Source organism: Blastomonas sp. CCH1-A6 (assembly GCF_001556365.1).
Taxonomy (GTDB): Bacteria; Pseudomonadota; Alphaproteobacteria; order Sphingomonadales; family Sphingomonadaceae; genus Blastomonas; species Blastomonas ursincola.
The window spans coordinates 1-12,707 of record NZ_LSIS01000041.1; the positions used below are offsets into that span (position 1 = coordinate 1).

8 protein-coding genes are annotated in these 12,707 nt (G+C 65.4%); 6 read left to right on the forward strand and 2 right to left on the reverse strand.

The window, feature by feature from the left end; all coding sequences use genetic code 11:
- On the forward strand, window positions 1-676 hold a 676-nt coding region (locus AX735_RS01830; RefSeq protein ID WP_066274730.1), incomplete at its 5' end, for an NAD(P)H-dependent glycerol-3-phosphate dehydrogenase.
- A 3-nt stretch (window positions 677-679) separates the two neighbouring features.
- Here AX735_RS01830 and AX735_RS01835 read toward each other — a convergent pair.
- Window positions 680-2,623 carry an alkyl sulfatase dimerization domain-containing protein gene (locus AX735_RS01835; protein WP_066274737.1) on the reverse strand — a complete coding sequence of 648 codons (1,944 nt, stop codon included), beginning with the start codon at window positions 2,621-2,623 and terminating at the stop codon, window positions 680-682.
- 219 nt (window positions 2,624-2,842) lie between these two features.
- Here AX735_RS01835 and AX735_RS01840 point away from each other — a divergent pair, with 219 nt between their 5' ends.
- The 4 genes from AX735_RS01840 to gltB all read left to right on the forward strand — a co-directional run bounded on the left by AX735_RS01840 (window position 2,843) and on the right by gltB (window position 11,061).
- Complete coding sequence (locus AX735_RS01840; RefSeq protein WP_066274741.1) at window positions 2,843-3,922, forward strand: hypothetical protein; 1,080 nt, start codon at window positions 2,843-2,845, stop codon at window positions 3,920-3,922.
- Between the two features lie 50 nt (window positions 3,923-3,972).
- Window positions 3,973-4,776, forward strand: coding sequence for an undecaprenyl-diphosphate phosphatase (locus tag AX735_RS01845; RefSeq protein ID WP_066274751.1), 804 nt, complete (start codon window positions 3,973-3,975; stop codon window positions 4,774-4,776).
- 262 nt (window positions 4,777-5,038) lie between these two features.
- Window positions 5,039-6,472: an NAD(P)-dependent oxidoreductase gene (locus AX735_RS01850; protein ID WP_066274761.1), complete on the forward strand. Its 1,434-nt coding sequence runs from the start codon at window positions 5,039-5,041 to the stop codon at window positions 6,470-6,472.
- 65 nt (window positions 6,473-6,537) lie between these two features.
- Window positions 6,538-11,061: a glutamate synthase large subunit gene (gene gltB, locus AX735_RS01855; protein ID WP_066274756.1), complete on the forward strand. Its 4,524-nt coding sequence runs from the start codon at window positions 6,538-6,540 to the stop codon at window positions 11,059-11,061.
- An 85-nt stretch (window positions 11,062-11,146) separates the two neighbouring features.
- On the opposite strand, the gene AX735_RS01860 is transcribed toward gltB, so the two are convergent.
- A complete protein-coding gene (locus AX735_RS01860) occupies window positions 11,147-11,686 on the reverse strand; it encodes an outer membrane protein (RefSeq protein ID WP_157759178.1) in 540 nt (179 codons plus the stop codon).
- A 255-nt stretch (window positions 11,687-11,941) separates the two neighbouring features.
- On the opposite strand from AX735_RS01860, the gene AX735_RS01865 reads away from it, so the two are divergent.
- A complete protein-coding gene (locus AX735_RS01865) occupies window positions 11,942-12,613 on the forward strand; it encodes a glutathione S-transferase family protein (RefSeq protein WP_031317962.1) in 672 nt (223 codons plus the stop codon).
- Window positions 12,614-12,707 lie beyond the last annotated feature (94 nt).

Here is a 12,707-nt window from a genome sequence, read left to right on the forward strand (position 1 = left end):
CAAGGGCATCGAGGAGGCGAGCGGCGAGCTGATGGTCGATGCCGCGCGCGCCGCTGCGCCGGGCAGGCCGCTCGCCGTACTCTCCGGCCCCACCTTCGCGCACGAGGTCGCACGCGGCCAACCGACCGCCGTGACGCTGGCCTGCGAGGACCGGGCGCAATGGGACCGGATCGCTCCGCTGATCTGGCGTCCGGCCTTCCGCCCCTATTTCAGCACCGACATCATAGGCGCGGAGATCGGCGGCGCGGTCAAGAACGTGCTCGCGATCGCCTGCGGCGTGGTCGAGGGGCTGGGCCTCGGCCAGAACGCCCGCGCCGCGCTGATCGCGCGCGGCTTTGCCGAGATGACGCGCTTCGGTCTGGCCTGCGGGGCGCAGGCCGAGACGCTGTCGGGCCTGTCGGGGCTGGGCGATCTGGTGCTGACCTGCTCCTCGGTCAGCTCGCGCAATTTCTCGCTCGGCAAGGCGCTGGGCGAGGGACGCAAGGCAGCCGATGTGCTCGCCGACCGCGCGACGGTGGCCGAAGGCGCGTTCACCGCGCCGGTGCTCCAGCGCGTGGCGAAGGCGCGCGGCGTCGCGATGCCGATCGTCGATACCGTGTGCGCGTTGCTTGCGGGCGAGGTCGCGGCAGGCGATGCCGTCGCCGCCCTGCTCGCCCGCCCGCTGACCGCTGAGTAACGCTCAGGGCGTCACCACCGCGAAGGCCGGGTCGAACGGTGGGTGCAGCATCAGCCAGCGCAGGAACAGGCCCGAATCGCCCTCGATCTTCATCGCGCCCGATTTCATCAGCGTCGGGAAATCGGTCTCGCCGATGACGATCGCGTCGAAATCCTTGCGGTTGAGCGTCACGGTCGCATTGGCATCGGCGAGCGTCGCGCCATAGCGCGGCACCTCGACATCGCCATTGACCATGATGCCCAGCGTTTCCTTCGTGTCGGGCAGGATGAAATTGATCCTGGCGCGCATGTTGCCCGCGCGCTCGGCGGCGAAGCGCGTAGCGAGCGCGTCGAAGAACTCGGCGGTCGGAATGGCGCTGATGAAGCTGCGGCTCTGCGTGCTTGATCCCTTGCGCGGCAGCTCGGTCCCGCGCAGCGTGGCGGCGCCCGCCAGATAGTAATTGCGCCAGATGCCCGATTCGGCGGCAAAGCCCAGAGCCTCGTAGCTGTCGGCCAATGCGGCCTTGGCGGCGGCGTTGTTCGGTTCGGCAAAGACCAGATGGTTGAGCAGCTCGGCCGCCCAGCGATGGTTGCCGGCGGCTTGCGCCTTCCTGCCCGCTTCGAGCAGCTTGTCCGCGCCGCCCGCCAGCTCGACATAACCCTTGCCCGCCGCCACCGGGGGCAGCGGATTGAAATTCGCGGGAACCCCGTCCCACCAGCCGTAATAGCGCTGATAGGTCGCTTTCATGTTGTGGTTGATCGTGCCGTAATAGCCGCGCGCGGCATAGGCCTGTTGCTGCGCCGAAGGTTCGGCAATGCCGTCGGCGACCTCGTGCAGCGTCATCCCCGCATTGGCGCGGCCGAGCGTGCGGTCATGGACATAGCGATAGGCGTCGCGCTGGTTTTCCAGATACTTGGCCACCCGCGCCTGGCCCCAGGTGGGCCAGTTGTGCGAGGCGATCTGCACCTCGGCCTCATTGCCCCATTTGACCAGCGCCTTGTCGATGATCTTCGACCAGCGCAGCGCATCGCGCACCTGCGCGCCGCGCAGCGTCAGGATGTTGTGCAGCGTCTTCACCGCAACCTCGGTGGTGTGCAGTACCTTGAAATCGGGCAGGTAGAACAGGAATTCGGCCGGAGCCTCGGTGCCCGCGGCATCGATGAAGTCGAAGCGCACCCCGTCGATCACCTTCAGCCCGCCTTCGGGGCCGATCAGCATCGTCGGGGCCATGTAACCGGTGGTGCCGATCGACAGCCCGGTGCCCAGGCCATTGTCGACCCGGCCCTCAGCCCCCGGCGCGAGCGCGGTGCCGAACATGTAGCTCGACCGGCGGGTCATCGCGTTGCCCGCGAGCACATTCTCGCTCACCGCCTCTTCGGCAAAGCCGTGCGGCGCGACGATCGGCACCTTGCGCTTCTTTGCGTCGTCGGGCGAGAGGATGCCGCCCACCCCGCCGAAATGGTCGGCATGGCTGTGGCTGAACAGCACGGCGGAAATCGGGCGTTTGCCGATCTTGCTTTCGGCCAGCTGCATCGCGGCGGCGGCGGCCTCTTCGGTGAGCAGCGGATCGACCACGATCCAGCCGGTCTTGCCCGAGATGATCGTCATGACCGCAATGTCATAGCCGCGCAGCTGCCAGACCTTGCCGGGCACGATCTCGAACAGCCCGTGAATATGGTTCAGCCGCGCCTGCCGCCAGAGCGAGGGGTGCACGGTCGCGGGCGCGGTCTCGGCCTTGAGGAAATCGAAGGCGGATGCGTCCCACACGGTCTTGCCATCGGCGGTCTTGATCACGCCGCCCGGAATTTCGGCGATCTTGCCGCGCGTCGCGTCGGTCATGTCGCTGCCGTCGTCGGCAGGAAGCCGCGCGAGCACCGCCGCGCGCTCGGCATCGCTCAGCTGCGCCTGCGCGGCCGCGCCGCTGATCAGCGCGATCCCCATCGCGCCCGCTTTCAAAACCCGTTTCATCTGCACCCTCCTGTTTCGATCGCCTTGCGTCCGGCGAATTATTGGCAGTCATGCTGCCATATTCTCCATGCGCTGTCAGCCATTGATCGCACCCGACATCAAATCCCCCCCAATCGGGGTGTGGCGATGGGAAACAGCGGCTTAAGCCTGTCTTCAACGAAGCATCCGCTTTTCATCATCGGCCACCGAACATTCAGCAAACCGCGACCCTGCTGGCCGGTGACAGGTGATGAAAAGGCGATCCCGGCGGGTTCAGCGCCCGCCGGGATCGTCGCTTCGCTCAAGGGGGACATGATGACGCTCGATCGCCGCCATTTTCTGATCGCCTCGGCCAGCGCTGCCGCGCTCGCTGCGCTGCCTTCGCCGGTTCTGGCCGCGAAAAAGGCCAAGTCGCCGGTGTCGGTCAAGAACCCGGCAGCGCTTGCCGGGATTCGCCAGGCGGTGATCGGATCGTTCGCGGTGGGCTTTCTCACCGAGCGGATCGACCGCGCCAAGGCCGGCGGCGGACTGATGGGCGGCGGTTTCGGCGGCAAATCGACTGCGCGCAGCTATCTCGCCGGGCTGACCGACGCCGATTTCAAGGATGCCACCGAAGCAGCCTATGCCGCGTTCACTGACCGGTTGACGGCGATGGGCATCACGCTCGCCGACCGGCAGGGGCTGCTCGCGGCCTATGGCAAGCAGGTCAAGCCGCTGCCCAATGGCGAGGAACGCACGCTGATCACCGGGCGCGACGACAAGGCCAAGGCGCGGCTGTTCAGCCCCGCGGCGCTGGGTGATCCGGTGGTGTTGGTCGAATGGCTGGGCATCATGACCGGCGGCGGCTTCGATTTCAGCTTCAACATGAGCGTCGGCTATGCCAGCGCCAATGCGAAGACCTATGCCAAGTCCTCGGGCCTGCCGGTGATCAACGCGCTGCTGCTCGTCGATTTCGCCGATGCCGACAGCTATGGCGGCTGGTTCACCAACAGCTCTTCGGTCAAGGTCAAGTCGAGCCTCGCCGCCTTTCCCGATGCCAGCCAGCTCACCGTGTTCGCACCGGGCGGCAAGATCGGGTCGGTGGTGCTCAAGGAGCCGGTGGCGATGGGCGGCGATTATGGCACGTTCGCGGATACCACCGGCGGCACCGCCAAGACGCTCGAGACGGTGAGCAATGTCATCGGCTTTCTCGGCGGGGTGGGCACCAACAAGTCGCGCAAGTACACCATGACCGCCGATCCGGCGCGCTGGCGCGAGGGCGTGGCCGGGGTGTCGCAGGAGGCATTCGCCAAGCTGACCGCCAGCCTTTCCGCCGGATAGGCACCCGATAACCGGTTGACTTGGGACCATGCCGTCTTTCTTAAGGCGGCATGATCGAAATGTATCTCATCCCCATATTGCTGGGAATCGTCGAAGGCCTGACCGAGTTTCTGCCGGTCTCTTCCACCGGGCATCTCATTCTCGCGACCGAGTTGCTCGGCTTCAATGCGGAGGCCTGGGCGGTGTTCAACATCGCGATCCAGCCGGGCGCGATCCTCGCGATCGTGGTGCTTTACTGGCGCACCTTCATGGATGTGCTCGCGGGGCTGATGCGCTGGGAGCCATCTGCCGTCGCGTTCACGCGCAACCTGCTGATCGCCTTCTTCCCGGCTGTCATCCTGGGTCTGGCGTTCGGCGACCAGATCGACAAGCTGCTGGAGAATGCGGTGGTCGTCGCCTGGGCGCTGATCATCGGGGGTGTTGCGATCCTGGTGGTCGAGAAGCTCGCCAAGACGAGCGATGCCGGCGGCGTTGCCGGCGTGCCGTTCAAGACCGCGATCGGCATCGGCCTCGTTCAGTGCATCGCGATGATCCCGGGGGTCAGCCGCTCGGGCGCGACCATCCTGGGCGCGATGGCGATGGGCGTCGATCGCAAGACCGCCGCCGAATTCAGCTTCTTCCTCGCGCTGCCGACGCTCACCGGCGCGACGGTGCTGCAGCTCTACAAGAATCGCGACATGCTCACCCCGGATGAGTTCGGGGCGATCGCGATCGGGTTCGTCGTGTCGTTCATCGTCGCTCTGGTCGTGGTCAAGGCGTTCCTCAAGATCATCACGCGTTACGGTTTCGTGCCCTTCGCCTGGTATCGCATCGTCGCGGGCGCGGCGGCCCTGATCTGGCTGGCAAACCGATAGGGCCGATGCGGACCTGTTAAGATCGGGAAATTGTCTTAGGCTGCGACGAAATGATCCTTATCGCGGATCAATAGTCAACAATGCTGACCTATTGACAGAAAAATGCGTGACTCTGCGTTCATGATCGCCTAAAGCTGCGTCAGTTGCGGCGCGCGCAATTTTTCGCGCGCCTCTCGATTGCGCAAATGAAGGCAGGGGCATGGCTGACCAGCACGACAACACAGTAGCAACCGCAGCGGCGCTCGCGGCGGCAAAGCTCGCGATGCTGCAATTCGTCGATCGCGGTCAGGCCTATCCGCCCAAGCGCAGCGCCGAGGACCGCGCCGACGATTTCGAGGAGATCTCGGACAAGTTCGACGGCAGCGCTGCGCAGGCGCAGTCGGCGCGCTGCTCGCAATGCGGCGTGCCCTATTGCTCGACCCATTGTCCGCTGCATAATCACATTCCGGACTGGCTGCGCCTGACCGCCGAAGGGCGGCTGCGCGAAGCCTATGAGATGTCGAACCTCACCTCGACCATGCCCGAGATCTGCGGCCGCATCTGCCCGCAGGACCGGTTGTGCGAGGGCAATTGCGTGATCGAGTTTTCCGGGCACGGCGCGGTCACCATCGGCTCGGTGGAAAAGTACATCACCGACACCGCCTGGGAGCAGGGCTGGGTCGAGCCGGTGCTGGTCGGCAAGCCGCGGGGCCAGTCGGTCGGCATCATTGGCGCCGGGCCTGCTGGCCTGACCGCAGCCGAATATCTGCGCATGGGCGGCTATGACGTGCATGTCTATGACCGGCACGACCGCGCGGGCGGGCTGCTGACCTATGGCATTCCCGGCTTCAAGCTCGAAAAGGACGTCGTCATGCGCCGCGTCGCGCGGCTCGAGCAAGCGGGCATCGTCTTTCATTGCGGGTTCGAGGTCGGCCGCGACGCCAGCATGGACGATCTGCGCGAGAAGCACGACGCGGTGCTGATCGCGACCGGCGTCTACAAGGCGCGCGATATCAAGGTGCCGGGCATCGGTGCGGATGGCGTCGTCCCCGCGCTTGATTATCTCATTGCCTCGAACCGCAAGGGCTTTGGCGATGACGTGCCCGCTTTCGATAGCGGCGCGCTGAACGCCGCAGGCAAGCATGTTGTCGTCATCGGCGGCGGCGATACCGCGATGGATTGCGTGCGCACCGCCGTCCGCCAGGGCGCGGCCTCGGTCAAGTGCCTCTACCGCCGCGACCGCATCAACATGCCCGGGTCGCAGCGCGAGGTGCTCAATGCCGAGGAAGAGGGCGTCGAGTTCGTCTGGCTCTCCGGACCCGTCGCGGTCGAGGGCACGCCGCACGCGACAGCGGTCCGCGCCAGTCGCATGCGCCTGGGCGCGCCCGACGCTTCGGGCCGCAGTGCGCCCGAGCCCGATCCCGACAGCGATTTCTCGGTCCCGGCCGACCTCGTCATCAAGGCCCTGGGCTTCGATCCCGAGGACCTGCCGGTCGCATTCGGCTGCGACGAGCTCTCGGTCCAGCGTTGGGGCACGCTGCGCGTCGACCACAAGACGATGATGACCAGCCTCGATGGCGTGTTTGCTGCAGGCGATATCGTGCGCGGTGCCTCGCTGGTGGTCTGGGCGATCCGCGACGGCCGCGATGTTGCCGAGCACATGCACAAATATTTGAAGGCCAAGGCCCGCGCCGGGGCCGAAATGGTCGCCGCCTGAGCAAGATGACGGACCTGGCCGGATGAGCGCGACGCCCCGGCCGGTCGAGACGAAAGACACGAGACATGACCCATTTTCCCACGCCCGAGCATGAACGCCTTGCCCGCGAAGGCATGTATCGCCCGGATACCGAATCCGATGCCTGCGGCGTCGGCTTGGTTGCGGCGACCGACGGGCGGCCCTCGCGCCGTGTCGTCGAAAGCGCGATCGATGCGCTGAAGGCGGTCTGGCACCGCGGCGCGGTCGATGCCGATGGCATGACCGGCGATGGCGCGGGCTTGCATGTCGACCTGCCGGTGCGCTTCTTCGACGACGCGATTGCGGACAGCGGCCACAAGGTGCTGCCCAACAAGCTCGCGGTCGGCATGGTCTTCCTGCCGCGCACCGATCTTCAGGCGCAGGAAACGTGCCGCACGATCGTCGAGAGCGAGATCATCGAGGCGGGCTATACCATCTATGGCTGGCGTCAGGTGCCGGTGAACATCGCGGTCATCGGCGATAAGGCGCAGCGCACTCGGCCAGAGATCGAGCAGATCATGATCGCCGGACCCATGCCCGACGAACAGAATATCGCCGAGTTCGAAAAGCAGCTCTATCTCGTCCGCCGCCGGATCGAGAACAAGGTGATCGCCGCGCAGATCAGCGATTTCTACATCTGCTCGCTGTCGTGCCGCTCGATCATCTACAAGGGCCTGTTCCTCGCCGAGAGCCTGTCGGTCTTCTATCCCGATCTTACCGATCCGCGCTTCGAGAGCCGTATCGCGATCTTCCACCAGCGCTATTCGACCAACACCTTCCCGCAATGGTGGCTGGCCCAGCCGTTCCGCTGTCTTGCGCATAATGGCGAGATCAACACCATCCGGGGCAACAAGAACTGGATGAAGAGCCACGAGATCAAGATGGCGTCGCTGGCCTTTGGCGAGAACAGCGAGGACATCAAGCCGGTGATCCCCGCAGGCGCTTCCGACACGGCGGCGCTCGATGCGGTGTTCGAGGCGATCTGCCGCTCGGGCCGCGAAGCCCCCACCGCCAAGATCATGCTGGTGCCCGAGGCCTGGCAGGGCGACCAGGTGCTGCCGCCCGAGCACAAGGCGATGTACGAGTATATGGCGAGCGTGATGGAGCCCTGGGACGGCCCGGCGGCGCTGGCGATGACCGATGGCCGCTGGGCGGTGGCGGGCGTCGACCGCAACGCGCTGCGCCCGCTGCGCTACAGCCTCACCAACGACAATCTGCTCGTCATCGGGTCGGAAACCGGCATGGTCGTGCTGCCCGAAAGCAGCATCGTCGAGAAGGGCAGGCTGGGGCCGGGCCAAATGATCGCGGTCGATCTGCACGAGGGCAAGTTCTATCACGATCGCGAGATCAAGGACCGGATCGCCGCCGAGCAGCCCTATCGTGACCTGGTCAAGGGCTTCCGCTCGATCCATGACCTGCCGCCTGCCGGACCCGACAGCATCGCCGAGATGAACCGCGCCGAACTGACCCGGCGTCAGGTCGCGGCGGGCCTGACCATCGAGGACATGGAGACGATCCTCGCTCCGATGGCAGAGGACGGCAAGGAAGCCATCGGGTCGATGGGCGACGATACCCCGCTCGCGGTGGTCAGCGCCAAGCCGCGCCCGATCGCGCAGTTCTTCCGCCAGAATTTCAGCCAGGTCACCAACCCGCCGATCGACAGCTTGCGCGAACGGCATGTGATGAGCCTGAAGACGCGCTTTTCGAACCTCGCCAACATCCTCGAGCAGGACAGCCAGAACGAGCGCGTGCTGGTGCTCGAAAGCCCGGTGCTGACCAACAGCGAATGGGGCAGGCTCAAGGCCGATTTCGGACGTCTGGTCGCCGAGATCGACTGCGTCTTCCCGGCCGAGGGCGGTCCCGAACAGCTGCGCGCCGCGATCACGCGCATCCGCAACGAGGCGGAACAGGCCGTGCGCGAGGGCAGCACCGAGATCTTCCTGTCCGACGAAAAGGCCGACGAGGACCATATCGGCGTGCCGATGATCCTGGCGGCGGCTGCCGTGCACACGCATCTCGTGCGCAAGGGGCTGCGCGCCTATGCCTCGATCAACGTGCGCACCGCCGAGTGCCTCGACACGCACCATTTTGCGGTGCTGATCGGCGCGGGCGCGACCACGGTCAATGCCTGGCTGGCAGAACTCTCGATCGCCGACCGTCAGGCGCGCGGCCTGTGCGGCGATATCAGCCTCGACAAGTGCATCGCCAATTACCGCAAGGCGATCAACGAAGGCCTGCTCAAGATCATGTCCAAGATGGGCATCGCGGTGATCTCGAGCTATCGCGGAGGCTACAATTTCGAGGCGGTGGGGCTGAGCCGCGCGCTGGTCAACGACCTGTTTCCCGGCATGCCGTCGAAGATTTCGGGCGAAGGCTATGCCTCGCTGCACCTCAATGCCAAGCTGCGGCACGAGGCAGCGTGGGACAGCAATGTCGCGCGGCTGCCGATTGGCGGCTTCTACAAGCAGCGCGACGGCGGCGAGGCGCATGCCTATTCCGCCGGGCTGATGCACCTGCTGCAAACCGCGGTCGCCAAGGACAGCTATTCGCAATATCTGCAGTTCGCCGCAGGCGTGCGCGAGCTGCCGCCGGTGTACCTGCGCGACCTGATGGAGTTCAACTACGCGGCCAAGCCGGTGCCGCTCGACGAGGTCGAGGCGATCACCGAAATCCGCAAGCGCTTCGTCACGCCTGGCATGTCGCTGGGCGCGCTGTCGCCCGAAGCGCATGAGACGCTGGCGATCGCGATGAACCGCATCGGCGCCAAGGCGGTGTCGGGCGAAGGCGGCGAGGCCTCGGAACGCTATTCGCCGCGCGACAATGGCGACAATGCCAATAGCGGCATCAAGCAGGTCGCATCGGGCCGGTTCGGCGTCACCGCCGAATATCTGGGCGCGTGCGAGGAGATCGAGATCAAGGTCGCGCAAGGCGCCAAGCCCGGCGAGGGCGGCCAGCTGCCCGGCTTCAAGGTGACCGAATATATCGCCAAGCTGCGTCACTCGACGCCGGGGGTGACGCTGATCAGCCCGCCGCCGCACCATGACATCTATTCGATCGAGGATCTGGCGCAGCTGATCTACGACCTCAAGCAGATCAACCCGCATGCGCGCGTCTGCGTGAAGCTGGTCTCGGCGGCGGGCATCGGCACGATCGCGGCGGGCGTCGCCAAGGCGCATGCCGACGTGATCCTCGTCTCGGGCAATGTCGGCGGCACGGGCGCATCGCCCCAGACCAGCATCAAGTACGCCGGCACGCCCTGGGAAATGGGCCTGTCCGAGGCGAACCAGGTGCTCACGCTCAACGGTTTGCGGCATCGGGTCAAGCTGCGCACCGATGGCGGGCTCAAGACCGGGCGCGACATCGTGATCGCGGCGATCCTGGGCGCAGAGGAATATGGCATCGGCACCCTGTCGCTGGTCGCCATGGGCTGCATCATGGTGCGCCAGTGCCACAGCAACACCTGCCCGGTGGGCGTGTGCGTGCAGGACGAGCGGCTGCGCGCCAAGTTCACCGGCACGCCCGAAAAGGTCATCAACCTCATGACCTTCATTGCCGAGGAAGTGCGCGAGATCCTGGCGCGGCTGGGCTTCCGCAGCCTCGACGAGATCATCGGCCGCACCGACCTGCTGCGTCAGGTCAGCCGCGGGGCCGAGCATCTCGACGATCTCGACCTCAACCCGATCCTTGCCAAGGTCGATGTCGCCGACGAACAGCGCCGGTTCAGCCTCGATACCTGGCGCAACCCGGTGCCCGACAGCCTCGACGCGCTGATCCTCAAGGATGCACGCCCCGTGTTCGACCGGCGCGAGAAGATGCAGCTGACCTATAATGTCCGCAACACGCACCGTGCGGTGGGCACGCGGCTTTCGGCCGAGATCACGCGCATCTATGGCATGAAGGCGCTGGACGAAGGCCATGTCCGCATCCGGCTGCGCGGTTCGGCGGGCCAGTCGCTCGGCGCGTTCCTGTGCCAGGGTATCACGCTCGAGGTGTTCGGCGACGCGAACGACTATGTCGGCAAGGGTCTTTCGGGCGGCACGATCATCGTGCGCCCGACGGTGAGCTCGCCGCTGGTCAGCCATGCCAACACGATCATCGGCAACACCGTGCTCTATGGCGCGACCGCAGGAAAGCTGTTCGCGGCGGGCCAGGCGGGCGAGCGCTTCGCGGTGCGCAACTCGGGCGCGGAAGTGGTGGTCGAGGGCTGCGGCGCCAATGGCTGCGAATATATGACCGGCGGCACGGCGGTGATCCTGGGCGAGACCGGAAGCAATTTCGGTGCCGGGATGACTGGCGGCATGGCCTTCGTGCTTGATCGGCACGACCGCTTTACCGGCCAGGCTAACCCCGAATCGATCGTCTGGCAGCGCATCGACAGCGCGTATTGGGAAGATCGTCTCAAGGGCCTGATCGCCGCGCATATCGAGGGCACCGACAGCCAGTGGGCGCAGGAGATATTGCGCAACTGGGACCGCTATCTGCCGCAATTCTGGCAGGTCTGCCCCAAGGAGATGCTGACCCGTCTCGCGCATCCGCTGAGCGATGCGGTGGCGATGGAAGCTGCCGAATGACAGGAAGGTCGTAACAAGAAGCCCCGCCCGCCCTGGGGAAAGGGGCGGGCGGGGCCTGTTCACCCGTTGCGGGTCAGCGTTTCGCTCAGAAGTTGAACGACAGGCCGCCGGCAACGCGGGTGGTGTCGAAGCCCAGCGTATCGACCGTCACGCGCAGCGCGGTGTTGGGGCCGATCTTGTACTGGCCGCCAACGCCGACGAGATAATCGCCATCGGTGTCGTCAAAGCCGGCGGGGACGGGCACGTTCAGCACCTTCGATCCGTCGACATTCACCCACTGATAGCCGCCGCGCGCGAACAGCTGGCCGCGATCGCCAACCTTCACGCCGATCTTGCCGGCGACGCCATATTCGCTGTCGATGGCGTTCGAGCCGAGGTTGTAATTGCCCTCAGCACCCAGGATCAGGGTCGGGCCGACGGGAACGTCGACACCGGCATAGACGCCATAGATCGCGCCGTCATCAGCACCGATCGGGTTGCTGCCAAGGTCATGATAGCCGACCTGGCCGCCGACATAGACTTCCGGCTGGCCGGCATCCTGCGCCATGGCCGGGGCCGACAGCGCAAAGGGAAGCGCGGCTGCGGCCGAAAGCGCCGCGAGCTTGAGGGGGGTCAGTGTTTTCATTTTCTTGTCCTTCATGTGCGCGCCAGGTCCTGCCCGGCGTCGGAGCCGGTCTAGGCCCGTGAACCCGTCCCGAAGCTGAACGAAAGATGCGGCAAATCGACAGATTCCATCCGTTCGTCGAAACAAAATGACTATCCGTTCAGGTTCGCGCTGGGTGAGAGGGGGCGGACGATCGCCCCGTTCTGACCGTAAAATGCGCCTCGCCGCCAAAGCATTATATGGACGCCTTCGCGCCGCTGTTGCATGGAGGATGGAATGTGGCAGCTGTTCCAATTCCCCCTGTGTCCGTTTTCGCGCAAAGTCCGGCTTCTGCTGGGGGAAAAGGGCATCGGCTATGAGCTGGTACGCGAATCACCCTGGGAACAGCGCGACGAATTTCTCGACATGAACCCGGCTGGGCGCACCCCGGTGATGCGCCATCGCGACCGTGACCAGACGCTGTGCGACAGCTGGGCGATCTGCGAATATTTCGAGGAAACGGTCGAGAAGAACCCGATGATCAACGGATCGGCGGACAACCGCGCCGAGATACGGCGGCTCGTCGCCTGGTTTGACGAGCAGTTCTTCGGCGATGTCGTCGCGCCCCTGATGCACGAACGCATGCGCAAGCGGCTGATCTATCGCCAGCCGCCCGACGGCCGCGTGCTGCGCGAGGCGATGCGGCTAGCCAACACGCATCTCGACTATATCGACTATCTGCTCGACCATCATGCCTGGATCGCAGGCGCGACGATGAGCCTCGCTGATCTGGCCGCTGCGGCGCATATCTCGATCGCGGATTATCTGGGCGGCATCGACTGGCTGGCGCATGCGCAGACGGCGGACTGGTACAGGAAATTCAAGTCGCGGCCTTCGTTCCGGCCGCTGCTCGCCGAACGGATGGAAGTGATCAAGCCGCCCTCGCATTACGAGGAAGCTGATTTCTGACCAGTTTCTCCCCTCCCCAGCCGTGCACGCCTCTCCCTTGATGGGAGAGGCAGCGAGACTTGGCGACGAAGGAGCCTAGTCGCAGCGGTGAGGG

Bases quoted from the DNA above. Each gene is read 5' to 3' on its own strand.
- AX735_RS01835 (WP_066274737.1), bottom strand. From the start codon at position 2,623: ATGAAACGGGTTTTGAAAGCGGGCGCGATGGGGATCGCGCTGATCAGC.
- AX735_RS01845 (WP_066274751.1), top strand. From the start codon at position 3,973: ATGATCGAAATGTATCTCATCCCCATATTGCTGGGAATCGTCGAAGGC.
- AX735_RS01850 (WP_066274761.1), top strand. From the start codon at position 5,039: ATGCTGCAATTCGTCGATCGCGGTCAGGCCTATCCGCCCAAGCGCAGC.
- gltB (WP_066274756.1), top strand. From the start codon at position 6,538: ATGACCCATTTTCCCACGCCCGAGCATGAACGCCTTGCCCGCGAAGGC.
- AX735_RS01860 (WP_157759178.1), bottom strand. From the start codon at position 11,686: ATGAAAACACTGACCCCCCTCAAGCTCGCGGCGCTTTCGGCCGCAGCC.
- AX735_RS01865 (WP_031317962.1), top strand. From the start codon at position 11,942: ATGTGGCAGCTGTTCCAATTCCCCCTGTGTCCGTTTTCGCGCAAAGTC.